The sequence below is a fragment of the Fibrella arboris genome (assembly GCF_041321095.1).
GTDB lineage: Bacteria > Bacteroidota > Bacteroidia > Cytophagales > Spirosomataceae > Fibrella > Fibrella arboris.
Window position 1 is genome coordinate 1 of record NZ_JBGGWE010000027.1, and the last position, 24,980, is coordinate 24,980.

At 53.6% G+C, this 24,980-nt stretch carries 19 protein-coding genes and 2 rRNA genes; 10 read left to right on the forward strand and 11 right to left on the reverse strand.

Annotated features, from left to right (window positions below; all coding sequences use genetic code 11):
* Positions 1 to 286: 286 nt before the first annotated feature.
* Positions 287 to 2,335 carry an OPT family oligopeptide transporter gene (locus tag ACAW75_RS25815; protein ID WP_370731678.1) on the reverse strand — a complete coding sequence of 683 codons (2,049 nt, stop codon included), beginning with the start codon at positions 2,333 to 2,335 and terminating at the stop codon, positions 287 to 289.
* Between the two features lie 388 nt (positions 2,336 to 2,723).
* Between ACAW75_RS25815 and ACAW75_RS25820 the strand changes: the two genes are divergently transcribed.
* The 7 genes from ACAW75_RS25820 to ACAW75_RS25850 all read left to right on the forward strand — a co-directional run bounded on the left by ACAW75_RS25820 (position 2,724) and on the right by ACAW75_RS25850 (position 9,144).
* Positions 2,724 to 3,011 (forward strand): FMN-dependent NADH-azoreductase, encoded by a 288-nt coding sequence (locus ACAW75_RS25820; RefSeq protein ID WP_370731696.1) that lies wholly within the window; start codon positions 2,724 to 2,726, stop codon positions 3,009 to 3,011.
* A gap of 303 nt (positions 3,012 to 3,314) precedes the next feature.
* Entirely contained in the window at positions 3,315 to 4,253 is a 939-nt protein-coding gene (locus ACAW75_RS25825) for a hypothetical protein (protein ID WP_370731679.1), read from the forward strand.
* A gap of 35 nt (positions 4,254 to 4,288) precedes the next feature.
* The gene (locus ACAW75_RS25830) at positions 4,289 to 4,876 is read left to right on the forward strand and encodes an RNA polymerase sigma factor (protein WP_370731680.1); all 588 of its coding nucleotides are present in this window, start codon (positions 4,289 to 4,291) and stop codon (positions 4,874 to 4,876) included.
* The gene (locus tag ACAW75_RS25835) at positions 4,860 to 6,209 is read left to right on the forward strand and encodes a hypothetical protein (protein WP_370731681.1); all 1,350 of its coding nucleotides are present in this window, start codon (positions 4,860 to 4,862) and stop codon (positions 6,207 to 6,209) included. The genes ACAW75_RS25830 and ACAW75_RS25835 overlap by 17 nt, the downstream gene beginning before the upstream one ends.
* 33 nt (positions 6,210 to 6,242) lie before the next feature.
* Complete coding sequence (locus tag ACAW75_RS25840; RefSeq protein ID WP_370731682.1) at positions 6,243 to 7,139, forward strand: hypothetical protein; 897 nt, start codon at positions 6,243 to 6,245, stop codon at positions 7,137 to 7,139.
* A 131-nt stretch (positions 7,140 to 7,270) separates the two neighbouring features.
* Positions 7,271 to 8,176: a hypothetical protein gene (locus tag ACAW75_RS25845; RefSeq protein ID WP_370731683.1), complete on the forward strand. Its 906-nt coding sequence runs from the start codon at positions 7,271 to 7,273 to the stop codon at positions 8,174 to 8,176.
* 155 nt (positions 8,177 to 8,331) lie between these two features.
* Positions 8,332 to 9,144 carry a hypothetical protein gene (locus ACAW75_RS25850; protein WP_370731684.1) on the forward strand — a complete coding sequence of 271 codons (813 nt, stop codon included), beginning with the start codon at positions 8,332 to 8,334 and terminating at the stop codon, positions 9,142 to 9,144.
* A gap of 50 nt (positions 9,145 to 9,194) precedes the next feature.
* On the opposite strand, the gene pyrF is transcribed toward ACAW75_RS25850, so the two are convergent.
* Positions 9,195 to 10,016, reverse strand: coding sequence for an orotidine-5'-phosphate decarboxylase (gene pyrF / locus ACAW75_RS25855; protein ID WP_370731685.1), 822 nt, complete (start codon positions 10,014 to 10,016; stop codon positions 9,195 to 9,197).
* 94 nt (positions 10,017 to 10,110) lie between these two features.
* Here pyrF and rfbC point away from each other — a divergent pair, with 94 nt between their 5' ends.
* Positions 10,111 to 10,656 (forward strand): dTDP-4-dehydrorhamnose 3,5-epimerase, encoded by a 546-nt coding sequence (gene rfbC, locus ACAW75_RS25860; RefSeq protein ID WP_370731686.1) that lies wholly within the window; start codon positions 10,111 to 10,113, stop codon positions 10,654 to 10,656.
* A 146-nt stretch (positions 10,657 to 10,802) separates the two neighbouring features.
* Here rfbC and ACAW75_RS25865 read toward each other — a convergent pair whose 3' ends face one another.
* The 3 genes from ACAW75_RS25865 to ACAW75_RS25875 all read right to left on the reverse strand — a co-directional run bounded on the left by ACAW75_RS25865 (position 10,803) and on the right by ACAW75_RS25875 (position 17,108).
* Positions 10,803 to 11,483, reverse strand: a complete 681-nt coding sequence (locus ACAW75_RS25865) for a type 1 glutamine amidotransferase domain-containing protein (RefSeq protein WP_370731687.1) — start codon at positions 11,481 to 11,483, stop codon at positions 10,803 to 10,805.
* Between the two features lie 88 nt (positions 11,484 to 11,571).
* The gene (locus ACAW75_RS25870) at positions 11,572 to 13,944 is read right to left on the reverse strand and encodes a T9SS type A sorting domain-containing protein (protein WP_370731688.1); all 2,373 of its coding nucleotides are present in this window, start codon (positions 13,942 to 13,944) and stop codon (positions 11,572 to 11,574) included.
* 158 nt (positions 13,945 to 14,102) lie between these two features.
* Positions 14,103 to 17,108 carry an excinuclease ABC subunit UvrA gene (locus ACAW75_RS25875; protein ID WP_370731689.1) on the reverse strand — a complete coding sequence of 1,002 codons (3,006 nt, stop codon included), beginning with the start codon at positions 17,106 to 17,108 and terminating at the stop codon, positions 14,103 to 14,105.
* A gap of 157 nt (positions 17,109 to 17,265) precedes the next feature.
* On the opposite strand from ACAW75_RS25875, the gene ACAW75_RS25880 reads away from it, so the two are divergent.
* Both ACAW75_RS25880 and ACAW75_RS25885 read left to right on the forward strand, forming a co-directional pair.
* Positions 17,266 to 17,889: an MgtC/SapB family protein gene (locus ACAW75_RS25880; protein ID WP_370731690.1), complete on the forward strand. Its 624-nt coding sequence runs from the start codon at positions 17,266 to 17,268 to the stop codon at positions 17,887 to 17,889.
* Positions 17,890 to 17,971: 82 nt separating this feature from the next.
* On the forward strand, positions 17,972 to 18,589 hold the full coding sequence (locus ACAW75_RS25885) for a porin family protein (RefSeq protein ID WP_370731691.1): 618 nt from the start codon (positions 17,972 to 17,974) through the stop codon (positions 18,587 to 18,589).
* Positions 18,590 to 18,647: 58 nt separating this feature from the next.
* Here ACAW75_RS25885 and ACAW75_RS25890 read toward each other — a convergent pair whose 3' ends face one another.
* The 6 genes from ACAW75_RS25890 to ACAW75_RS25915 all read right to left on the reverse strand — a co-directional run.
* Complete coding sequence (locus ACAW75_RS25890; RefSeq protein WP_370731692.1) at positions 18,648 to 20,324, reverse strand: hypothetical protein; 1,677 nt, start codon at positions 20,322 to 20,324, stop codon at positions 18,648 to 18,650.
* A gap of 61 nt (positions 20,325 to 20,385) precedes the next feature.
* Positions 20,386 to 22,041 carry a GMC family oxidoreductase gene (locus tag ACAW75_RS25895; protein WP_370731693.1) on the reverse strand — a complete coding sequence of 552 codons (1,656 nt, stop codon included), beginning with the start codon at positions 22,039 to 22,041 and terminating at the stop codon, positions 20,386 to 20,388.
* Positions 22,042 to 22,097: 56 nt separating this feature from the next.
* Complete coding sequence (gene glpK / locus ACAW75_RS25900; RefSeq protein WP_370731694.1) at positions 22,098 to 23,597, reverse strand: glycerol kinase GlpK; 1,500 nt, start codon at positions 23,595 to 23,597, stop codon at positions 22,098 to 22,100.
* Positions 23,598 to 23,631: 34 nt separating this feature from the next.
* Complete coding sequence (locus tag ACAW75_RS25905) at positions 23,632 to 24,351, reverse strand: hypothetical protein (RefSeq protein ID WP_370731695.1); 720 nt, start codon at positions 24,349 to 24,351, stop codon at positions 23,632 to 23,634.
* A gap of 261 nt (positions 24,352 to 24,612) precedes the next feature.
* A 5S ribosomal RNA gene (rrf, locus tag ACAW75_RS25910) occupies positions 24,613 to 24,723 on the reverse strand.
* A gap of 129 nt (positions 24,724 to 24,852) precedes the next feature.
* Positions 24,853 to 24,980 (reverse strand): 23S ribosomal RNA (locus ACAW75_RS25915); the annotation flags it as partial.

The window sequence follows — 24,980 nt, forward strand, 5'->3', positions numbered from 1 at the left end:
GTCGCTACGCGACGGATAAGACTGTGGCAATCCGCTACAAACATTAGGTCGCTACGCGACGGATGATGAGCGAGCGTACATGTATGGTTACAAACTTTAGGTCGCTATGCGACGGATAAGACTGTGGCAATCCGTTACAAACATTAGGTCGCTACGCGACGGATAAGACTGTGGCAATCCGTTACAAACATTAGGTCGCTACGCGACGAGATTTATTTAGGCAGCTTCTACGTGGTCATTCGCTGAAACAATAAATGCCTAACCGATGGTGCCGATTGACTAATGACTACTTTTTCAGTCCCATCCAGCCGAGTGTACCCGCCAGGGCGGCGAAGAACAGCGCACCCAGCAGTTGATACCCGCCAGCACCAAAGGCACCATCCAGTGCCGGTTCGAGCGACAGGGTCGATAGGGTCGTGTAAATTCCATCATTAACTGATAGTAGGGCCACCAGCACACCCGCCAGCGCACCACCCGCTACCAGGCCCGTGGCAAAGAGATTGCCTTTGCTCAGGTCGTCGGTCTCTTCGGTTTCGCTTTCAAGGGCCGTATGCGCATGAGCGGGTTTCTTGGTCCGCCAGTCGACGAAGGCTTTCATGCAGCCACCGACGAAGATGGGCAGCGTTGTTGACAGGGGCAGGTACAGGCCAACGGCGAAGGCCAGCGCACTCACGCCGATCAGCTCGAACACAAAGGCCAGGATAGCGCCGACCAGCACAAACTGCCAGTCGAGGTTGAAAGACAATAAGCCTTTGATGAGCGTGGCCATCAGCGTGCCTTGGGGGGCCGGAAACTTGTCGGTGCCAATGGCGTGGGTAATGCCCTGCGCCACCAGATCGGGCGTGGGTGTATCCAGCAGCTTTACCGTAGCTCCCACCACCAGCGACGATACCACCACACCGACCAGCAGCGCCAGTTGCTGCGAGCGCGGTGTAGCCCCGACCAGATACCCCGTTTTCAGGTCCTGCGAGGTGGCCCCGGCGTTGGCGGCGGCTACGCAGATCAGGCTGCCCACCACCAGCACGGCCGGTTCGTAGGTACGTCCCGTCAGGCCGATGCCGATGAAGATCAGGGCCGTACCCATGATCGTAGCGATGGTCATACCCGATACCGGCGACGAACTGGACCCGATCAGGCCCACGATGCGGCTGGCCACGGTGACGAAGAAGAAGCCGAATACCAGAACGAGAATGGCAATCAGCGCTTTGGTCAGGTACGTATCGCCGGGGATCTGCGGCAGCAGTACCATCAGCACGGCCAGCACAATACAGCCAATGATGACAAACCGGCCGCTCAGTTCCCGGTCGGTCCGCAACAGACCACCCGGCTGTCCGGCCAATTCAGCGTTGGAGCCAGCCCCTTTGCCGATGGAGGCTTTGAAGGAGGAAACAATGGTGGGAATGGTTTTCAGCAAGGTCATAAACCCACCCGCCGTGACGGCACCGGCCCCAATCTGACGGATATACGCCCGGTAAATAGCGGCGGCGGTATCGGTAAAGGTTTTAGTTTCGGGGTTCCAGCCGCCGGGGCCACCAGCTTTGGCCAGATCGGCCAGGTAGCCGAGTTTCTGCAACTGGAGCGCAATGGTTTCGCCCGGCACCACCGAGGCCAGCAGCGGAATCAGGCCCAGCCAGGCCAGAAAACCGCCCGCCACCAGCACCGCCGAAATACGGAAACCGATGATGTAGCCCACGCCCAGGTACTCCGGCGTGATCTCGCCCGCTACCTGCGCCGACGGGAAATAGCGATTGGCCTGTTTCGTAGCCCAGACGGGTACTTCGGCAATGATGTGCAGCACCTTTTGCAGGGCCGCATACAGAAAAGCCACGCCCAGGCCCAGGTACGCCGTTTTGGCAAAATCGCCCCCCTTTTCACCGGCAATCAGCACGGAGGCACAGGCGGTGCCTTCGGGGTAGGGCAACGTACCATGTTCCTGCACAATCAGCGACCGGCGCAGGGGCACCATCATCAACGTACCCACCAGCCCGCCTACGATCGCCAGGGTCAGAATGGTCCAGTAGTTGAAGAAATCGGCCGAGGCGCCGTCGGTCAGGAAGAGGAAGCCCGGCATGGTGAACACCACCCCCGACGCGATGCTTTCGCCCGCCGAACCGGTGGTCTGGATAATGTTGTTTTCCAGAATGGTCGTGTTCAGAAAACGCCGCCCCAGCGAAATGGCCAGCACCGAAATGGGGATGGATGCCGACACCGACAGGCCCGCTTTGAGTGACAGGTAGACCGTAGCGGCCCCGAACAGCACGCCAAATAGCGCACCGACGATAATGGCCTTGACCGATAGCTCGGCGGGCGATTCAGAAGCAGGAATGAAAGACAAGGGTTCGTTTAGGGTTTAGTGGTCGATGTATGCTGCTCAAAGTTGCATCGCTTATGCCTAAAGTCGGCATACAACCGTGCAACTTTAGCCTGCACCCGGAAACGTACTGGTCTATCGACACGGGTTTAACTTACTCTTTTATCAAAAAGAGACTGGTCAGAAATGATACGTACCCCTACAGAATAGGTTCATATTGAGCTGCTTACCAAACGTCTGTAGTTGACAGTAGATCGTAAGGGCACATCTGAATGATAACGGCTGACCGATTACTTGTCGAAAAACGGAACAGGCTGATTGACGGGTAACTCGACCATTCTTCGCTGTCTGTCGACACAATCTGTCAGACCCTGAGGGTTAGTTAGCCGTTCGCAATTGCATCGCCTCGCCCCTGAAGGCCTGGATCGATCACCTGGTGCGGGCGGGCATGACGTTTCGCTACGCCGCTACGGGTTCGGAAGAACTGCTGACAGGGAAGAAAGTATACGTGGCCCTCTCGAGCGGGGGTATTTATTCGGAAGACCCTATGGTAGCCTATGATTTTGCGGCCCCCTACCTGAAGACCATCCTGAACTTCATTGGCATCTACGACGTGACCATCGTTTGGGTCGAAGGCACGGCCATTCCCGGTATGCAGGAAACGGCTTTAACGAAAGCGTTGGAAGAGGGTAATGCTTAGGGGACAAGCCAGGCAAACGTCGACACAAGTAAAGCAAGCCATAGAAGCGTATTAACCGGGAGGCCGCACCAGCGAAAATTGAGCGCGGCTTTTCTATGCGGCGAACCTCATCAAGAACTCATTCTCAGCATTTTACACAAAAAAAGTCTTTAAAGACGTAACTAAGTAACAGCGTGAGTCAAAAATAAAGCAGGGTCATGCAACAACGGTGAGAGCGAACGGTGTCTATACCAGTGACTAACTTCACGGCTGGTTCGTTTTGGTGGCTATGCGCTGTTGAAACACGGCAAACCTGCTCAACGTATGAAAAAAGTATGCTGGCTTTCGCTTCTCTGCTTTCTCCAACTGGCCTGCAACCGGGTGACCGACACTCAGCCCACGCCCGCTGACACCGTTCCGGCCAGCGCGATTCAGGCCCTGACCGATCAATATCCGGGCGCGGCCGATATGGTCTTCAAAACCCTGGAGAAAGGGCGGGTATGGCAGGTGAATTTCACGCAGAAATCGGCCCGGTACAACGCCGCGACCAGCTTGCAAAAACTATTGATCGCCTACCAGCTGGCCACCCAATCGGTGCCGGATTCGCTGGCCTCGCTGGTGCGCAACACCGTGCTTGACGGGGGTACGTTCACCAACCTCAGCGTGCAGAACTACAGCTGGTTCCGAGATGGCAGCAACAACGGCCAGTTCATTCTGGCCGACTACGACTGGCAGGGTAATCGTTATACCTTTCGCTGGAACGTCACCAGCCTGAATGGCAGGATCACCTACACCACGGAGCTGTTACCCGGCAACCAACTGGAATTCCGCACCGACTCGTTACTCGACCTTCCCCTCGCTATTCAGCAGTCGCTGACGGCACAGGGGGCTGTCTTTAGCTATGCGTTGGTCACTGTTGATGCGCAGGGTAAAAAGCAATATGCCATCATGGTGCAGCAAAACGCCGGTTATTATAACCTGACCTACGACGAGAATGGTCAGTTGCTTGCCGCCTCCGGCTCGGCCAATGCCCAGTATTATTCCTTCATCAATCAGTTACCCGCCTCCATCCAAACGTACCTGAGCCAAACGCCTGAACTGGCGGGGTTCACCAATGTTGGCCAGTTCAGTCTGCTCAGCAAGAGCCAATACGCCGGTCTGACCACCTATACGGTCAATTTGCAGAAAGGGCGACAAACCTGGTTCATGACCTTCAGTGAGCAGGGCCAGCTCGTGCGGCGAACGTACCTGAACCTGGTGTAGCCGCTGGCTGATCTCTCTTAAAACGGCTTGTTCAGATGGCGTTATTTGGTCGCAAGAAATACCCGACTCTGCGGGATCTGGTGCTTGCCTGCCAACGCGAGGAGGCGCAGGCGCAGCATGCCTTCTACGAACGGTACAAGAATCGAATGCTGGGCGTTTGCGTGCGGTACGCCCGAACGGTGGCAGAAGCCGAAGATATTTTTCAGGAAGCGTTCATTCGCATTTTCCAGCATATCCGGGAGTTGGACAAACCAGAATCGGCCGATAGCTGGGTGAAATCGATCATTGTGCGAACGGCGATCAATTATTACAACCGCACCACCCGCCCACAGGAACGGATCGGCACCTACGAAGAAAGTACCGAAGACCTGGTCAGCGACGATTATGAAGCCATGCTCAATCGACTCAATATGGACGCCCTGCTGGCCTTTATCAACCAGTTGCCCGACCAGTATCGACTGGTGGTGAACCTGTATCTGATTGAAGAGTATTCCCACGCCGATATTGCCGGGTTGCTGGCTATTCCGGAAGCCACGGTTCGCTCGCAATACAGCCGGGCAAAGCATTTACTGAATAAACGTAGTCAACAAAACGGCCCCAAACGTCATGAATTCTTCGGATGATTCGACCGACAAAGCCTTGAAAGAACGCTTTCAGCAGCTTTTCAATGAGTTTGAGCGAACGCCGTCGAGTTCGCTCAAACAGCAGATCTGGAAACACCTGCCAGCCACCTCGACCACACGCCGCAGGTACGTTGTGCTGGCGATTGTTCTATTGCTACTGATCGGCGGGGCGTTTTACGGCCCACAACGCCTCCTGAATAGCCCCACTACTCATGCCCTCCCCGACCGGTTGGTGAACGACCAGCGCAGAACCGGTTCGCCGCCAACGCAGGCACAGTTAGCGGCGAACACCGATCGGGCAGCGACAGGCGTGGATAAACGAGTCGCTACGCAACCGGATCGGTTATCGACGTTGCCCAAAGCGCCGCCAGCCCATCCGGCTTTCAGCACGAAACCTGCGCCGCCTGGCCAGCCAGTGCACCTTGCCGATCGTATCGCCCGGTCGAGGCCAGCCAGCGATCAGGTACGTTTGCCAGCCGCCGCCAGGCAGGCAGATCAGCTAACCGGCCGCCCGCCAGCGTCTCCGATTGACAAACCGGCCAGTCCGACGTTGTGGCGCTCAACGCCCGTTCACGCGATGGCTCAGCCAGTTGTGGCGGATAGCGTTTTCGGGCAAGCGGCAGTGTCAGCGTTACAACCCATGACCATCCGTCCGTTTTGTGTGCCCGATAATCCCCTTACGAAGCAGGTGGTGCCACTGCCTCAACAGCCAACGGAAGCCACTGCTGAAAACCGTCGGCCCCCGTTGCAATGGCTGGCCAGCGTGGCGCCTTTGAGCACTTATCAGTGGATGACCGTTGTGGCCAGGCCGGAAACGTACGTGCAGCAAGTGGGCACACCGGCCGCTTTTGCGGGGCCAACCTGGGGCTATCAAGTCAGCGGGGGCCTGGTGTGGCGGCAGTTGGCGGTTCAGCTCATGGCTGGGCAGCTGAAGCGCTGGGCCTACTACGACGTGGCCACCAATGAATACCGGATTGACCCAACGGGACCAGGTGCGTATCGGATCACCCAATTGAGCCGGTCGGTCGTTGAAACTGGCTCCCTGACAATGCTGGGAGCCAGTTTGGCTAAAGAGTCTGCGCTGAGTAAGCGGCCTGGTCGCCTGGTAGCCAGCCTGGGCGGGCAGGGTACGTACCTACCGGCCACCGGGCAACTGCTCGTATGGGGGCAGGCGGCGTTGATAACGGGTATACCACTAAAAACGGCCTATTCAGTTCACGTGGGGCCTACCGTTCAATATGGGTTTAGCCGCCTCTACAGTGGCGATCGGCAACTGGTTATTCATCCTTTTCTGGTCGGCGTGTCGTTGTCCATTCGCCCCAGTGCCTTATAACAAGTAAACGCGCTTATAATCAACTAACTAATCATGAATCATTCACTTCGTATTCTCTTTGTTCTGTTGACCGGATCGCTCAGCGCGGGTTTGCTTTCCTGTGGCGATGAGTCGGTGATCAATTCGCGATCGCTTCAAAAGCCAGTATTGCTGCCCACCTCCATTGACTGGCATGCCGAGGGCGCTCTGGCCCATTGGGTGTACCGCTCGCTATTTGCCTACAATAGCCAGAACCAGCTCCTGTCTGTCCGGGATTCGTTACTTACCTCAGCGAACGACCCCAAACCCTGGGCGCAGTTTGCGTACACAGACGATCGCCTGACCACCATTACGCTCAACACCGAACTGTTCGACAACACGCTCCAGACCTACAGCCAGTCGTCGAGTTTCAGCCTGACGTATACAGGCAATACGCTTACGGCTCAGGCACGCATTGGCAATCAGACCGTGAAACAAGTCAGTATACAAGTAGATGAGGCAGGGTATCCGGTGAACACCAATGTAGCGCTGGGCCGACTCTATCTGGACAGTCAGGGGCATCTGGATTACCTGACCGAATCGAAAAAGAGCGAGGAGCGGAACCCGCGCAACTACGTTCAGATCCTTGCCCAGCAATACGATCAGCAGCAGAATATATTTTCGACCAGCAAAGAATACCAGCTCATGGCAGCCCTGATAGCGGCTTCCGACCAACTGATCACCTACGGCAGAGCCCTGGCCATACTTGACAACCCGCTGACCAACAACAATCTGGTATCCAGAAAGCAGAAGAGTTGCTCCGTCTGGTTCGAGCGTATGGAGTGTAGTGAAGGCCTCATGCGCTATGAAAGCCAGCGCGTCAACGAGTTCGGCTTTCCCACCCAGCGAAGCTGCCCATCCGGGCCGATGGGTACGTTCTATTATACGATCCGCTATAAGCGGGTCAACTAGATCGGCTTGTAGCGGATCATGTAATAAAAAGTACCCAACCGCTATCAGCCGCGCTACCTAAAGTTGGCAGAAACTAGTCAAGATAGCCACTAGTAGGCGTTTGTAAATTCCTAACGATAAGTCAATACAAAATGAAACCATATAAGCCGGTAAGTCGTGCAGTGTGGGCTTCTATCAGTGGGATGCTCCTGCTTGTAGTTTTAAGTGGATGCCACGATCAAATCCTCACTCAACCACTCAGTTCCCCAAGTAAGCAACGCGTTAAGGCCACCGCTAAACGGTATCTGCACCTTACTGGAACTATTAATCAAATTTACTTAGACACGGTACGGTTGGACGGGACTAGTTACTCCGCCTGGGCCATTGATTCAATAAGTTTTTATTATGATGACAACCAACGGTTGACCCGGCATCAACTGAATCAGACCATGGTGATATCAGACAAAAAAGTGATCTTCGAACCCACTGGCAGTACCTATACTTACCTAAACGGTTATATGCAGGAAACTTACGTAAACCGTTATATGCGAGAAGCTTTGCGTTTCCCCCTCGACCCCGGTCAACGCCACGTACTGAGCTACAACAAAGCAGAGTACGGCTACGTGGACGTGGACTCGATAAGGCGCTATTCCGGTGAAGGGCTGCTACTGAGCGCTTTACAAGTCAGGCTTCTTCCCCGTTATTCTATCAGCAACAACCAATTGCCCACCTGGCAGTCAACCCTTAAAGCGGGCAACATGACTCAACTGGAGGTCTACAACTACTTCGACAGGACCACAGACAACGTCACGCGCTATTTTTACGATGATCAGCATTACGCTCCCTTAGCAACGTTTACTTTTCTGGGTGAAACCAGCCGCAATGCCCTACTGCGAAAAACGCAAGTTTGGTATAGCATAAGTGGAGTTCATACCAGCGAATACGTGTACTCAAATCAGTATGATGCGCAAGGTCGGCTGATTCGCCAACTTGAAGAGGTGGAATCTAAAGGATCAGGCTATTGGAAGTATTACACATTGACGAACTATTATTATTGATTACAAGTGTAATCGTCTTCATCCCTATTCTATTCTTTTTATATGAATTTTGGTTTACCCAACGTATCATGCGCGTAGGCACGTCTAAAACCAGGGGTTGTTCGTTATCAATAACGCTCGTCTTGATCGCTATCGCTTGCCAACAGCCAGCAGTAATGCTTACGAACGAGTTTGACGTCTTACCCAGGCTCGATTCAGTAATCCGGCTTGAGAAGCCTGACATGACTCAAATAGCCATTCATGGACAAGGGCCCGCTAACCGCCCCATCCGGGTCGACGAAAATGCCGGGGGTTGGGGCGGATTATCACCCGAGGCCGGCATGACCGGCTATACGTATGATGAGCAGGGAAGGTTACTGGCCAGTTATGACCCCACTGTTTATGGGTATAGCTTCTTTACATTGGGCCACTATGAAAGCAACCGGCTTGAGCGCGTGTATCACGGAACGACCGACTACCCTAATAAACCGGCGGGGTATGCTTCCTGGATGACCCAGTATGGCTATAACGCTCAGCAACAGGTACGTTACACCTTAACGTATCGTTATCTGGGCGAGGGTTCGTCGTATGGCCTAACGTACTATTCAGAGTTTAGCTACACTCCAACGGGAACGATTCGATCCAGACGTTTGACATTCATTGCCGACGGAAGCTACCGGCAAACGGTTTATACCCAGGGTAAACCCCTTTATATGGAGACGTTTACCAGAACGGGTGAATTAAAAGAGCGTACAGACTATACGTTTGACAATCAGCCTAACCCGTTGGCTGACTTGTATTTTTTTAGCCTTGATCCAGACTATACCGGGCAAGCGACCAACTTAATTGAAAATCAGGGTCCATACGGCATTTTCCGGCGCGAGTACCGATTAGAGTATGATGATCAGCAGCGAGTTAGGGTTATGTATCGGCGAGAGAAACCGACCGATAGCTGGATCGCTGAGTATCGCTTCATGTATGGTCAATAAAGCATAGCCACCAGCTATAAGCGGGTTAACCAGACTGGCTCACGCCTGCATCAGCTCAGGTACGTTGCCATTTCCTGCTGAATGGCTTTGGCCTCGGCGGCGGCCGCTTCGGCAAAGTCCGGGCCTGAAGACGCGTAAAGGATGCTGCGCGAGGCGTTGACCAGCAGGCCACCGTCTTTGGTGAGGCCATTTTTCGAAACGTCGGCCAGCGAGCCACCCTGCGCCCCCACACCAGGCACCAGCAGGAAATTATCGGGAGCCAGTTCGCGAATGCGGGCGATCTGGTCGGCCTGCGTGGCACCTACCACAAACATCAGTTGCTCGTGGGTGGCCCAGGTCTGTGCTTTCTGAATCACCGTTTCAAACAGTTCCTGCGTTTCGTTATCCACCTGTTGGCGCTGAAAATCGGCACTGCCGGGGTTGCTGGTCAGCGCCAGCAGAATCACCCACTTGCCGGGGTAGTCCAGAAACGGCATCACCGAATCATGGCCCATATAGGGCGCTACCGTGATGGCATCGAAGTTGAGCCCCGCCGCCGAGGGGTCGAAAAAGGCGCGGGCGTAGAGGCCCGACGTGTTGCCGATATCGCCGCGTTTGGCATCGGCAATGGTGAAACAATCTTTCGGAATGTAGTCCAGCGTTTTTTGCAGGCTTTCCCAGCCGCGTGGGCCCTGCGCTTCGTAGAACGCGATATTGGGTTTATAGGCCACGGCATAGGGCGCAGTGGCATCGATGATGGCTTTATTGAAGGCAAAAACCGGGTCAGGTACGTTTGCCAGATGAGCCGGTATTTTTTGACTGTCGGTGTCTAACCCCACGCAGAGGTATGATTTCTTTTGCCGGATTTGCGCCGACAGAGCCTGATAGTTCATACGCGTTTGTTACCAATACCTAAAATGGACAGCCCCAAAAGTACGAACTACCGTAGAGAAGTCTATTTTTGTAGCTACTACCTGAAATTGTACTATGCAAGTAATTCAAACGGACATTGATGGCCTTATCGAGCTGATTCCCCGCGTTTTTGAAGACGACCGCGGTCATTTTTTCGAATCCTACAATAAACCATTATTTGCCTCGCTGGGCTTACCAGTCGATTTTGTGCAGGATAACCAGTCCTTTTCAACGAAAGGGGTACTGCGTGGGCTTCACTTCCAGAATGAACCTTTTGCACAAGGTAAACTGGTACGGGTTATCACCGGGCAGGTGCTCGACGTAGCCGTTGACTGCCGCCCGGAGTCACCCACTTTCGGGCAGTATAAAACGTTCTTACTGGATGCCAAACTGGCCAACATGGCCTGGATTCCCGAAGGGTTCGCCCACGGATTTGTGGCCCTGGAAGACAGCATCTTTAGTTATAAATGTACCAACGTCTACAACAAGCAGGCTGAAGGCGGCATCCGCTGGGATGACCCTGACCTGAACATCGACTGGGGCATCACCAATCCGAACGTATCGGAGAAAGACCAGATTCTCCCCACGTTCCGGGCCGTTTTCCCGCATGTGATTATTTAGGGAGGAAAGGGAAGAAAGGAGGAAAGGAGGAAGGGGAGGAAGGGGAGGAAAGGAGGAAAGGGAGCTTCGCTGGTTCGTTAATTCAGCGAAGCTCCCTTCCTCCCTTCCTCCCTTCCTCCCCTTCCTCCCTTTCCTCCTTTCCTCCCCTATTTCTCAAACATCTCTTCCACCACTTTCCGGCCTACTTTGCGGGCCGAGAGGGGATTCTGCCCCGTTACCAGCCGCTCGTCTACCTCCAGATGCGGTACGTACGGAATCAGCGATTTGCTGTAGAGTGCCCCGCGTTCTTTCAGGGCGTCTTCGAGCAGAAAGGGTACTTCTTCGGCCAGCCTGACAATCTTTTCTTCCATATTGGAGAAACCTGTCACCTGCTTATTCTGTAGAAACAGCGATCCGTCCGACAGCTTCACGTTTAGCAGGCCCGCCACGCCGTGACAGACTGCAGCCACCATGCCGCCATGTTCGTAGATATGCCGGGTGATGGCCTGGAGCGTTTCATCGTTCGGAAAATCCCACATGGTACCGTGCCCACCGGCGAAATAGATGATCTGGTAATCGGCAGGATTGATCTGATCCGGGCGGAACGAATTGGCCAGCTTTTCCTGAAAAGCCGGCGTATGCATCCACTTGTCGTTCGTATTGTCCCGCGACTCGACACTCCGCTGATCGAGCGGAATGGGGCCACCTTTCGGGCTGACAAAATCGAACTGGATGTTACGATCCTGCAATTCATCGTAGAAATGCGTGGCCTCGCTAAGCCATAAGCCCGTTTTCTGGGGCCTGGTCGGATAATCGGTATGGTTGGTACAAACAATCAGCGCTTTCATAGAGACGGCATAATCAGTAGTAGGCCGTTCCGAAAGGTACGGCTTATCAACGGAGGGGACAAACAGCCCGGGCATCTGTAAACGCCTGTTATCGGCTCACCATCAATTTATTCGTCTGGCTGCCCCCGTCGGTTTCCAGGCGATACAGATACAGCCCTGTCGGCAGCGTGCTGGTGTCGATACCAACGGTAGTTGTCCCCGCCGGGTACGTTCCGTCGGCCAGTTGGCGCAGGAACGTACCGCCACTACTCAGTAGCTGAATCGACAGGCGCATTGGCCGGGGCAAGTCGAAGGAAATAGAGGCGAATTGACCAGCCGGGTTCGGAACGTGACGCAGCCTGATAGTACCCGTTGCCGCCGGTTCATTGCCCGTAATGGTGAGTATATCTGAAACGCTCGTGCAGCCGTTGATCGTTACGCGCACCGAATAACCGCCCCCTGCCACAGTACCGGGAAAAGTCTGGCCCGTCGCGTTCGGGATAATTGCCCCATTCAGCAGCCACTGGTTGCCCGCTGCAATGCTCGAGACAAGCCCGTTAGCCGTAAAGGAAATGGTTGGCCGGGGCGGAATGGGGTTGATGCTCACCGCAACGGGCGTTGAAGCGGCGCTCGGACAGGCACTGGCATGCTGCGTTGTCACGGCATAACTCCCTGCTGTTGTTGCCGAATAGGTCGATGACACAGCACCGGCGATAGGTATCCCATTTAGCAACCACTGGTAAGCCGTTCCGTTCCCATCGGCCCACAACACCACCGCCGACCCCGTACAGGCCGACGCACTGCCTGTTACAGATAGGATCGGTGTGGCCGGAGCAGAGCTAACCGATACGGTCACTTCGCTGGAAACAGGACTGCTACACCCTGCTGCATTACGTACCGACAACGCGTAGTTGCCCGCCTGCGTAACGGTCAGGGATGCCGCCCGCTCTGGCAGTGGTACACCGTTGAGGTACCAGATGTAGGTGGCGTTTTGGGGGGCAGTCAGCACCGTTGAGCCGCCCTGGCAGAACGTTGTGCCACCGCCGCCGAGACCAATGGTTGGCCGGGTGGGTACGCTGGCGCAATTCGCATTGGTGTTCAGTAAAGCCCGTAGCGTAGCCCGTTCGCCCGTGGCTACCTGAAAAGGTTTGCCCATGTAACTAACGAACCCTTCCCGCGTAGCCACTGGCGTACGCCCCTCGGCGCGTCTGGCCATGTAGTCGTAATAGGCCATTTCGGTGGGGGTCAACAGCGTTTCCGACAGCACGATGGTGGCAATGCCATACCGTTTCTGACTCTGTGCCGCGTTCGGGATACGTTGCCCTTCAATGGCTATGTAATCGTTGATCGTATAGGTGTTGAACGCTGTTTTGGGGAACGTACCCCCCTGCGGTATCGTCAACTGATCCTTGAAGATCACAGCCGCCGTTTTGACCTCTGAAGCCGGCATCAGGCCCATCAGGTAGAGCTCCCACTCGTTATAGCCGTTTTCCTGCGCTTTAGGGTTATTGAGTAGCTGCCAGCTGCTGCCCTGGTCTACGAAGGTGTACGGGAAATTACTACCCTGCCGACTTGCGCCGCCGCTGTACCCCATCACGGCCGTCGCCAGGTTCGATAGGGGCCAGTGCGGTACACCGTCTTTCAGAAAACTCTTTGTCGATTGATTGATCCACTGATGGGCTACTTCGTGAATATAGCCCTGGTTGGCCCCATCGAAGAAATCGGGAATGGGAAACTGGTTATAACCGATGAGCCGCCCTGCGCTACCGAAGGCGGCGGCCGGGTTCGCTAGTCCGCCCGTACCGAAGCCAATGCCCTGCACAGTATTGTTGATGGTACCGTGAAACCGATTATCCAGAAAGCCGGGCACCAGCACGTAATTGACAAAATCGAACTCATCGGCGTGGTAGTTGTAAAACGTTTTCGTGTAGGCCTGCCGGTTATTATCCGAAGGCGTAGCAGCCGTTGACGGAATCACGAGGTTGAACACGTAGTCGCTGTATTGAGTGGCATTATCGATTTTTTTAGGTGTTACGGCGGGCATATCCGGTGTGAGCAGCAACATAAAGCAGTTTGCCTGTGAGAGCTGCGTTCCGTTGACCAGCAGCCGGATAAAACCCAGGAATGGCTCCGACCACTTACCCCCCGGCGGCGCCACCGTGGCCGAGAAAATGCCATCTTTAGCTTTCTTATCGCCGTTGGTACCCGCATCAGTCAGCACCACCGTCGTTTGCGTTGTCTCGTTGACCAGGCGTAGTTCCGATGGCTGACCCGTGGTGGTTACTTCCAGTAAAATCGCCTGCGTCGAGTTGAGGGGCACTACCCCCGGCGTCATCATGTACCGACTGATGCTTTCGCCCGCCAGCGGCTGATTAATGGTGATCAGATCGGCCAGATCGTTACGGCAACTAATGCGTTGCTGCGCCCGCAGGCTAGTCGCAATGGCCAGTGTTAATAGGGTAAGGAGTACTCGTTTTGGCATAGACAGAAGAGAGGCAGGTTCATCCGCCAATATACAGCAGTCTGATCGCAAGTCATTGGCTCTCTGCCACAAAGCCCCGCCGTCGCCCCCATCGGCCCTAAACGGCAAAAGGCCGGAGTTACCCCCGGCCTTTTGCTCGATACATAGATGCCTTCTGCCTACAGTTTTCCTTTCAAAAAGTCGGCTGTGTAGCTGATTCCTTCGTTCAAGGCGATCATCTGCTCGGGTGTGCCGGTGAAGGTAACGTACCCACCCGCATCGCCACCTTCTTTGCCCAGGTCAATGATGTGATCGGCCGATTTGATGACCTCCATATTATGCTCGATGATGATCACCGAGTCGCCCTGATCGACCAATGCGTTGATCGCTTTCAGTAGCTTCCGAATGTCGTGGAAGTGCAAGCCGGTAGTTGGTTCGTCGAAGATGAACAGCGTTTGCCCTTTGTTCGGGTTGCCTTTGCCCAGAAACGACGCCAGCTTCACCCGTTGTGCTTCCCCGCCCGACAGCGTATTGGCCGATTGCCCCAGGCCAATGTAGCCGAGGCCAACTTCCTGTAAGGGCATCAGCTTATCGGCCATTTTGGGCTCTACTTTGCGGAAGAAATCGATCGCTTCGTCGACGGTCATGGCCAGCATATCCGACACGTTTTTCTCGGCGAGCGTCACTTCCAGCACTTCCTGTTTGAACCGCTGACCGTTACAGCCTTCGCATTTCAGGTAGATATCGGCCATGAACTGCATCTCTACCTTCACTTCACCCTCACCCTGACACACCTCGCAGCGCCCACCGTCGACATTGAACGAGAAGTGGCTTGGTTTGTACCCCCGCGCTTTGGCCACCGGCTGATCGGCCATGACCTGGCGGAGATAATCGTAGGCTTTGATATACGTGACCGGGTTCGACCGGCTCGACTTACCGATGGGATTCTGGTCGATCATCTCGATGGCCGAAATCCGGTCAACAGAGCCTGTCAATTCCGAATACTTACCCGCTTCTTCGCCTGCGTCGCCCTTCAACCGGCACAGCGCCGGAAACAGCACTTTCCGAATCAGCGTCGATTTTCCTGAACCCGACACGCCCGTCACTACAGTCAGCGTATTGAGCGGAAAACGAACGTCAACGTCTTTCAGGTTGTGCTCCCGCGCCCCTTTCAGGTCGATCCAGTGCGTGGGTATGCGCCGGAACGAGGGCACAGGTACGTTCTCGCGCCCCGTCAGGAAATCGAGGGTGTGGGAATGGAAGGAGGAAAGGGGGAAGGGCGAAAAGGGGGAAGGGGCGTTCGCCTGGTCCCCGTTTCTCCCTTCCTCCATGTCTCCCTTCCTTCTTTCCTCCTCAATTTCTGCCCATGTTCCCTGGAACACCAGATGACCACCACCCGAACCGGCTTCGGGCCCAATGTCGATGATCTGATCGGCAGCGCGCATCACCTCTTCTTCGTGCTCCACCACAATCACGGTATTACCCATATCGCGCAGGGTTTCCAGCACACTGACCAGCCGCTGGGTATCACGCGGGTGCAGGCCAATGCTGGGTTCGTCGAGGATATACATCGACCCTACCAGCGCCGAACCCAGCGACGTAGCCAGCTTAATACGCTGGTATTCACCACCCGATAAGCTGTTCGTCAGTCGGTTCAGGGTCAGGTAACCCAGCCCCACACGTTCCATGTAATCGAGGCGATTCTGAATTTCAATCAGAATGCGGTCGGCAATGCGGCGCTGCGTAGCGGGCAGATCAATGGTGCGGAAAAACGCCGCCGACTCAGCGATGGGCATCAATACCAGGTCAGTGATCGATTTGCCCGCCACTTTAACGAAGCTGGCGTCACGCCGTAGCCGCGAGCCCCGGCATTCGGGACAAGTTGTTTTGCCCCGATACCGCGACAGCATCACCCGGTATTGCACCTTGAAGGTCTGGCTCTCCACAAAGGCGAAAAAATCGTTCAGACCGTTGAAATACTTGTTGCCCGTCCAGAGCAGTTCTTTCTGTTCGGGTGTGAGCTCTTTATAGGGGCGGTGAATCGGGAAGTCGAAGCGAATGCCATTCCGAAGCAGCGGCTTCATGTATTCTTCACTCATTTTCTCGCTCCGCCAGGGCGCAATGGCTCCTTCAAACAAGGACAGGTTTTTGTCGGGGATGACCAGATCGGGGTCAATGCCGAGCACTTTACCAAAGCCATCGCACCGGCGGCAGGCTCCATACGGGTTGTTAAACGTAAACAGGTTTACGCTTGGCTCCTCAAACGCAATCCCATCCAGTTCGAAGCGGTCAGAAAACACCCGCGATTGGCCAGGTACGTCATCGCCAGCCAGTATGTCAACCCGGCATGACCCGTCGCTTTCGTTGAAGGCCGTTTGTACCGAATCCGAAAACCGGTACTGCGTGTCTTCGTCGGGCTCCCCCTTTTCGTCGAACTGCACCGTGCTTCGGTCGATCAGGATTTCCAGCGTGGCGTCGGGATTGGGCCATAAAGTCCGAACCAGATCACCCGATTGGCCGGCGTTGGCCAGCCTTGTGGCTTCATCGAGCAGGTCTTCCATCTGAAACACCGTTCCGTCGGCAACCAGGCGTGTATAGCCTTTCTGAAGCAGGATGTTCAGTTCTTCAGCCACGGTGCGGTCTTCGCGCACATACAGCGGGGCCATTACCATCACCCGCGTGCCTTCTGGCTGCGCGAAGATGAAACTGACCACATCGGTCACGGTATCTTTCTTCACCTCGTTGCCCGATATGGGCGAGTAGGTACGTCCTGCCCGGGCAAATAGTAGTTTCAGATAATCATAGATCTCCGTCGACGTACCTACTGTTGAGCGGGGGTTACGCGAGGTTACTTTCTGCTCGATGGCAATGGCCGGCGACACCCCTTTGATGTATTCGACCTCCGGTTTTTCCATCCGGCCCAGAAACTGCCGGGCGTAGCTGCTAAGGCTTTCGACGTACATGCGCTGCCCTTCGGCAAACAGGGTATCGAACGCCAGCGACGACTTACCGGAGCCTGATAATCCCGTGACCACCACCAGCTTGTTGCGCGGAATGGCCACATCAATATTCTTTAGATTATGTACCTTCGCCCCCTTTATAATAATAAATTGTTTGGGGTCCAGGTGGTCGACCGAGCCGTTTGGCGTTATCGCCATCACGTCGGTTTCGGCGGGTTGAATCATGCGTTGAATGAGCGTTACCTTATCTAATTTTCAACGGAAAACGGCTTCACTACGTTCAGAAAAATCAGTTTACTGTTTACTGTTTGCCGTTGCGCTGCTTCAACAGAAGCTGTGCATGAGCAGCGCAACGGCAAACAGTAAACAGTAAACGGTAACTATGATTATCTACCAGGAAGATATACTCCGGCTTGTTCTGGCGCTGCTGCTGGGCGGGCTGATCGGTGCCGAACGGGAATATCGGTCAAAAGCGGCCGGTTTCCGCACCACGATCATGATCTGCGTTGGGGCTACCCTGTTCACGATGGTTTCGCGCCGTTTGGGCGACGATCGGATTGCGGCCAACATTGTCAATGGTATCGGTTTTCTGGGGGCCGGGCTCATTTACAAGGAAGAAAGCCGGATAAAAGGCCTCACAACGGCCGCCACGGTCTGGTCTGTGTCGGCGCTGGGCATGAGCATCGGGGCAGGCTATTACGATATTGCCCTGATCGGCTTCGTCATTATCATGGGTTCACTGCTCTTTCTGGCCAGGCTCTCGTACCGCATCACCCGCCTCAACCAGACCCGCGAATACAAAGTAGTGACTAACTATAAAAACAAAACACTGAATCAATACGAACGGATCTTCATTGACTGCGGACTATCGCCACGAAGAGGCCCACAGCAGCGTATAGGTGGTGAGATTAGCGGCCGCTGGAAAGTTTCCGGTCCCGAGCAGGCTCACGAGAAATGCATCAAGCGGTTCCTCAATGATGCCGACGTGAAGGAGTTCGTGTTTTAACCAACTCTTCACGCGAAAGCAACCCATTATATCGTTATTTACACTGACTTTTTGTTGTGACACACCGCCCAGGCGGATTATTATGAGACAGATACATCACTTTTTCCTGCTGGTTGCTTTACTGACCAGCAGCGTCGCCTTCGGGCAGATTACAGAAGACCCGGAAGAACGCCGCGACCAGGGCCAAACCCCTCTTAAAGCCCAAACGCCGACCGGCGAACCATTGCCGTTCAAGGATCGACTTAGGTTTGGTGGTGGCATTTCGGCGCTCCAGTTCAATCCTTTCAGCATTGGCTTATCGCCTGTGGTGGCCTACCAAGTGTCTGAGCATTTCGTGACGGGCATTGGTGCAGGATATACGTACTCTAATTTGAAAAACTATTATGGATATAACCTTAACCAGTATTCCGGACGAGTTTTTGGTATGTATGAATTTCTACCTGCCATAATTCCTAATATCTATGCGCATGTTGAGCTTGACCAACGTTCGTACAGCCAAACAAGTCTAGCATTCACTCCAAATGGACCTACTACAGGTTATTCAACAGCAACTTGGCTCGGTGTAACTTACTCACAACCGATTGGTCGACTTTTTTCAGCTAACTTATCAGCACTGTATAACGTTAATTATTCTGGCTCGATAACAGATCAAGTACTTTACGGCAGCAGTCCGTTCACGATCCGGATTCTGTTCTTCTAACGGTTATCCAGTCGTCTTCCACCAGAAAGCCACTCCAAATCGGAGTGGCTTTCTGGTTTTATCGGGCAGGCACCAACAATTCCTGTTGGGTCAGAGAAGCCACCCATTGCTTATTTGCCCGACATACCCAGCCTAACTGGTACGTACCTGGCTTCAGCATAATGGGCAGAATCATTGCTCTGACGCCCTTATCGGCAAGCCACGGTTTCATTATTGGTTTTGGCATTCGCAGAGCTGGAAAAACATACCAGTTTGTGGCCGATCGCACATACAGAAAGTCCGGCTTTGGCAACGTGTCCTGCTGCACAAAGATGGCGTCGGTGCTCAGATAGCCCAATCGCCTGACTTCTGTACCAAACTGAATGGGAGCCACCTGAACAGGCTCAGTGCGCATGGCCTGTTCGAGACCCCTTATTTCATCCAGATCGGGCACCTGGTAAATTCCCTGATTCATAGCAGCTACCCAGCCTTTCTGCCAATAGGGGTCCAGCCCGAACGTTTGGCTGGTTACCGAATACTGATAGTGGTTCAGGGCTACCCCTTCTGCTACCTGAGTCGCATACCGATCGGCCAGGAGAGGACCGTAGTATAGCCAGGCATTGAGCCAGAACCATAGAGAAAACCCTACGCCCACCCAGGCCACTATCTTCCGGCCCCGTCCCGTCAGCTGGATCACCAGCAGGCTGTAGGTCACGATTAAGCACCATACAGCATACAGTTGATAGCGACCGATGATCATTAACCCCCCATCACTCCTGGCCAGCGCCGCCGCCACTCCCGACCCCACCAGCACAAGGCCAACCCCTAAAAACGGGGCCAGCACTGGGTACGTTCGCAGGTGCAAGCGAGCCAGCGAACGTACCCAGCTTAACCCGATGGTTAGTAGTACGATACACCCTACGCCCAGTACCAGCCACTGACCAGGTACTAACATCCACCGGCGCTGATCGAAATACACCGCGCTCCCGGCAAAACTGACCAGGCTCTTCACTACCCAGTTTGGGTGCTGCATAACCGCCCCTATCGAGTCTTTTGCAATGAAATTATAGTTTATGCTAAAATAGAGCCCGATCAGGAACACCCCTGTAATGGTCCAGCCAGTTGCCCAACGCCATTTATGGGTCAGTAGTAACAGCGCGATCACCGCAATCCACATAAAAAGGCCATTGCTGTTTGAATACAGCACAAGCCCGCCCAGCGCCAGTGCGCCAAGCTGCGCGGAGCGTTGTGGCCGGGACAACCATCGAAAAACGATGACCATCAGCCATAATGTTAGCGTATGCTGTAACAGGCACAATACCCACCATACATCTTCCTGGTACGAGGGTTGTAAGAGCAGTAACGCAACGGGAATGATCAGCCAGCCCGCTAAACCTGCCTGCCGAAATAATCGGTAAACCTGCCAGAGTAGCCCAGCGATGCTCAGACTGCCCACCAGTGTCAACGTCCGGTAGTTTACCTGCCCTTCAACGGCATAGTCGGCCAGAACCAGTAAACGTGACAGCACTATTCGGTGGTCATTGTGCTGCTCGACCAGTAATCGTATCCGCTCAGCAACGGACGTACCTGCCGCTAGTATACGACGGACGCTGTCGATGTATAGGTAATCATCCACTTGAGGTACGTTGATGGCATACCGAACAATGGCGGCATAAAATACGATAGCCAACAGCAGGACAAGGCTGAGTAGCCAACGATCAGACGGGCGGGAGGGAATCAGACGGGAAACAAGCATGCACAAAAAAGGGACTTTGCAGTCCCAAAAGTAGAGAAAATCGACCCGTATCAGCTTTTTCCTAAGCGGTGGCCTTCTGTTGTGTAGTTGGTTGGGGGTCAGTATGCCCCAGAATAAGATCGGCTGCCTTCTCGGCAATCATGATAACCGGTGCATTGGTATTACCCGACACAATAGTGGGCATAATGGAGGCATCGACCACCCGTAGTCCTTCCATGCCCCGCACACGAAGCTGGTCATCCACAACGGCACTGGCATCATTACCCATCCGGCACGTACCCACCGGGTGGTAAACCGTTTCAACGATCCGACGAATATGAGTCATCAGGCCCTCATCTGAGGCATCTTCGGCTGGCACAAGCGCCCGCGCCCGCCAGGGTAAAAACGCGGCTGACCGATTCAGCTCCAGCGCTAATTTCGTACCGGTCAGCAACAGATTTCGGTCTTTTTCGGTAGACAGGAAATTAGGCTGGATCACCGGGGCATCCAGCGGGTTAGCCGACCGCAGGGCAACGTACCCGCGGCTGGTTGGCTGTAGTAACGTCGGCAGAATAGACCAGCCATCGGCTTTTGTCGGAAACGTGTTTAGATCGTAAAAGTCTGCCTTGTAATCATCGCCAATATGGATTGGCGCGAAGTGCAGCTGCAAATCGGGTTGTGTCAGCGTATCGGCAGTACGTACAAACGCGTTTGCTTCCAGCGGGCTAATTGTAAAGGGTCCTTTCTGGGCCGTTAGGTACTGCCAGAGTGCTTTCAGTTGGTTTAGAGGGGTTAGCCAGTGATTCGTACCAACCAACTGATTTGCCAACGAGCTCACACCGGCAAACAGATGATCGTGCAGGTTTTGACCAACGCCCTGTGCGTCAAGTTTACTGGCTATACCATGTCGTTTCAAGTCGTCGGCAGGACCAATGCCGGAAAGCATCAACAATTGTGGCGAATTGAATGACCCGGCCGACAAGATTACTTCTCGTTGTGCCGAAATAGCCTCAGTCAGGCTTTTCCCGGTAGTCAATTCAACCCCGGTAGCCCGGCCATCCTTGATCAGGATCCGCTGAATATGTGCCTGCGTACGAACGGTTAAATTAGGCCGGCCCAGTACTGGTTTCAGAAAAGCAGCAGCGGTGCTGTGGCGTTTACCATTTTTAATAGTGAATTGAAGCAGCCCGGCCCCCTCCTGTTGAGCCCCATTCATGTCTTGATTTTCAGCAATTCCATGTTGCTTACAAGCTTCGACAAATGCATCGGCCAGGGGAGTTCTAAACCGGGTGGCGTAGCTCACGGTCAAGGGGCCGTCGCCACCATGATACTTTGCATTCAGGCGATCCAACTGTTCATTTTTTTCTGACCGCTTAAAGTAAGGCAGCACAGCCTCATAATCCCAACCTGCATTACCCGCCGCCCCCCAGGCATCATAATCCGCCCGATTGCCACGCACGTAGGCCATAGCATTCGTTGAACTACTGCCGCCCAGCGTTTTTCCCCGGGGCAGATACATACGTCGTCCATCGATATGCTCCTGAGGTTCAGTCCAGTACCCCCAATCTACCAGGGTGCGGTTGAGCTTCCCATAAGCAGCAGGTACGTGTATTTCCATTTTTTTGTCGGGCGCTCCTGCTTCTAACAACAGCACCGACATCCCTGGATCAGCCGACAGTCGATTGGCTAAAACACAACCTGCTGAACCAGCACCCACAATGATGTAATCGAATACCATATCGCTTCATCCCGTTAGTCAGGCCTTGACAAAGTAATAAATTTTCCGGCGCTTCCTCACACCGCCCAATCGAAGGAACGCTCAATGGCTTTTTTCCACTGTTTAAGCAGCTCATCTCGCTTCTCGTCGGGCATGGCTGATGTGAAGGTAGCTTCAACGCCCCAGTTTGCTCTTAGTTCATCCATAGACGACCAATAGCCAACAGCTAACCCAGCCGCGTAGGCAGCACCAATAGCGGTAGTCTCGGTCACACGAGGCCGTACGACAGGTACGTTGTTGATGTCAGCCTGGAATTGCATCAACAAGTCATTAACCACCATTCCCCCATCGACGCGTAGGGTTTTCAAGGCAATGCCAGCATCTTCCTGCATGGCTTGCAATACATCATAAACTTGAAAAGCCGTGGCTTCCAGCGTAGCTCTGGCTATATGCTGTTTAGTAACAAAGCGAGTTAATCCGGCAATAACGCCGCGCGCGTCTGATCGCCAGTAAGGCGCATACAGGCCTGAGAAGGCCGGTACTATGTAAGTACCTCCGTTGTCATCAACCTGCTCAGCCAACGTCTGCACCTCGCTGCTCGACTGAATGATTCCAAGATTATCGCGTAGCCATTGCACCAGTGCACCGGCGATAGCTACGCTTCCTTCCAATGCATAGCAGGTTGCTTCACTACCAAATTGATACGCTACAGTAGTTAACAAACCACATGTTGACTGACGGATTTCGGTGCCCGTATTCATCAACAGAAAACAGCCTGTACCATACGTATTTTTTGCCTGACCAGGCTCAAAACACGTCTGCCCAACCAGAGCAGCCTGTTGATCGCCTAACACGCCAGTAATTGGTACACCCGGAATTACTTCAGAGGTAATTGTTCCAAACAGGCCGCTACTTGGTTGAATAACGGGCAACATGGCTTTAGGTACGTTCAGGGTTGTTAGAAGTTCATCGTCCCAATCCAACGTCTCCAGGTTCATCAACTGCGTCCGGCTGGCGTTTGTCACATCGGTAACGTGTACACCGCCCTGAGGGCCCCCTGTTAGGTGCCAGATCAGAAAACTGTCCATTGTGCCGAAAATAGCGTTGCCTTGTTCAGCATCATCACGTAAGCCAGGTACGTTGTCTAACAACCAGCCGAGCTTCAGAGCGCTGAAATAAGTGGCCAATGGTAAACCTGTCTTCGCCCGAAACCGGTCAGCGCCACCATCCTGAGCTAATTTTGCTACAACATCTTCTGTCCGCACATCTTGCCAAACAATGGCATTATAATATGGCTTCCCTGTCTTTCGATTCCAGACAACAGTTGTTTCCCGCTGATTGGTTATGCCTACTGCCTCAATATCGCGGGTTGTAAGCCGAAGTTGAATCCGGGCCTTGGCAATTACCTCAAGTGTATTCTGCCATATCTCCTCTGGGTCATGCTCTACCCAGCCTGGCTTAGGGTAAATCTGTTTGTGTTCTTTCTGCGCTACAGAATGAATATTCCCCTGTTTGTCAACGATGATACACCGAGTGCTGGTCGTTCCCTGATCTATTGCGGCAATAAATGAAGCCATTCTGCTTTGTTTAGGAATAGTACTAACGCATCAATTAAAACTTATAAACGAGCTGTAAAGTAAATAGAAAATAGCCGTCATTCTTCTCAGGGTTCCCTCGCCTTGCAGTAGTCGGGTTCGGCGATAACCGGTTGGCTATACGCTTATCCGCAAGCTGTTTTTCTATATCCGGCGAAGCAGACTTATCTACATAACGTGCACTTACATCGTCCAGATAATCGCTCAAGACATGAGAGTACCGGCCCTGTGCACTCAGCTGCGTCGACGGAGTAAGCGATATAGGGAAACCGACTCCATATAGCAATTGCCCAACCCATTCATTATAGGCAACGCCCTCTGTTTGAAAAGTAGGAAGTGAATAGGATAGGCCAGCCAATGTTGTTGTCGGCGACATCTTCGTTACCCCAAAACCACCGAACAAGTACATTATGTTTCGCTGATTGCTGTCATCTACAGGTAGCATATCCCAGCGCAAACTGACAACGGATGAGAAGTTCGTGGCAGAGAAAGAAAGGTGATTAGCAGCATTTTTTGTATAGGCCTGATCGGCGCGCACGTAATAGACGCCAGTCTCACTCATGATACACCAACGTTCATGCAGCCGACGACGTACATGAACTTCGGCTCCCCAACCTAATTGCAGATGCGAAAAATTATATCGTTCACTTATGTCACCGCAGTAGCGGCTGGTAGACAGGTTGATACCGATATAACTGTCTCCTACTTTTTCCTGCCATTTAAACGCAGTAGGCAAAGGCTGAGCCCGAATAAGTTGAATTGAACATGAACACAGGATTATACATAAATATAAGCACTTCATTATGAGCGACTTTAAGGGTTACACCCACAATGTATTCGATCATTTTGCAATAAAGGCAACTATATAGTGACTTTTAAGCGCGTAGTTAAATGAATACTAATTAATTAACCCTGGTGTTATTTTCCCTAAATTTTTGGCTACAGTGTGTAGCAACAAAAAGTCCCGTCTCTTACGAAGCGGGACTCTGTTGTCTAGGGGTGGCGACCGCCTACTCTCCCGGTCGTGACACCAGTACCATCGGCAGTGCGGGGCTTAACGGCTCTGTTCGGAATGGGAAAAGGTGTGCACCCGCCCGTCGTCACCAACCTCCTATATCTTCAGCTTTATCTCACCGGATGATCACTCATCCAAGTCGACTCAGCAATGTCTTTGTCTTTTGCCCATCGAGAAGAAAGCTTCACACTGTTTGCAGTATTTTATTGATCGCGTTACCATGAAATTAACCTGACAGGCTCATTAGTACGGCTCGGCTCCAGCCATTTCTGACCCTCCACCTGCCGCCTATCAACGTGGTCGTCTCCCACAGCCTTTATGAACGGATGACTCATCTTGGGGCCGGTTTC

Coding starts and splice junctions, on each gene's coding strand:
- ACAW75_RS25825 (WP_370731679.1), top strand. CDS start 3,315: ATGAAAAAAGTATGCTGGCTTTCGCTTCTCTGCTTTCTCCAACTGGCC.
- ACAW75_RS25830 (WP_370731680.1), top strand. CDS start 4,289: ATGGCGTTATTTGGTCGCAAGAAATACCCGACTCTGCGGGATCTGGTG.
- ACAW75_RS25835 (WP_370731681.1), top strand. CDS start 4,860: ATGAATTCTTCGGATGATTCGACCGACAAAGCCTTGAAAGAACGCTTT.
- ACAW75_RS25840 (WP_370731682.1), top strand. CDS start 6,243: ATGAATCATTCACTTCGTATTCTCTTTGTTCTGTTGACCGGATCGCTC.
- ACAW75_RS25845 (WP_370731683.1), top strand. CDS start 7,271: ATGAAACCATATAAGCCGGTAAGTCGTGCAGTGTGGGCTTCTATCAGT.
- ACAW75_RS25850 (WP_370731684.1), top strand. CDS start 8,332: ATGCTTACGAACGAGTTTGACGTCTTACCCAGGCTCGATTCAGTAATC.
- pyrF (WP_370731685.1), bottom strand. CDS start 10,016: ATGAACTATCAGGCTCTGTCGGCGCAAATCCGGCAAAAGAAATCATAC.
- rfbC (WP_370731686.1), top strand. CDS start 10,111: ATGCAAGTAATTCAAACGGACATTGATGGCCTTATCGAGCTGATTCCC.
- ACAW75_RS25865 (WP_370731687.1), bottom strand. CDS start 11,483: ATGAAAGCGCTGATTGTTTGTACCAACCATACCGATTATCCGACCAGG.
- ACAW75_RS25870 (WP_370731688.1), bottom strand. CDS start 13,944: ATGCCAAAACGAGTACTCCTTACCCTATTAACACTGGCCATTGCGACT.
- ACAW75_RS25875 (WP_370731689.1), bottom strand. CDS start 17,108: ATGATTCAACCCGCCGAAACCGACGTGATGGCGATAACGCCAAACGGC.
- ACAW75_RS25880 (WP_370731690.1), top strand. CDS start 17,266: ATGATTATCTACCAGGAAGATATACTCCGGCTTGTTCTGGCGCTGCTG.
- ACAW75_RS25885 (WP_370731691.1), top strand. CDS start 17,972: ATGAGACAGATACATCACTTTTTCCTGCTGGTTGCTTTACTGACCAGC.
- ACAW75_RS25890 (WP_370731692.1), bottom strand. CDS start 20,324: ATGCTTGTTTCCCGTCTGATTCCCTCCCGCCCGTCTGATCGTTGGCTA.
- ACAW75_RS25895 (WP_370731693.1), bottom strand. CDS start 22,041: ATGGTATTCGATTACATCATTGTGGGTGCTGGTTCAGCAGGTTGTGTT.
- glpK (WP_370731694.1), bottom strand. CDS start 23,597: ATGGCTTCATTTATTGCCGCAATAGATCAGGGAACGACCAGCACTCGG.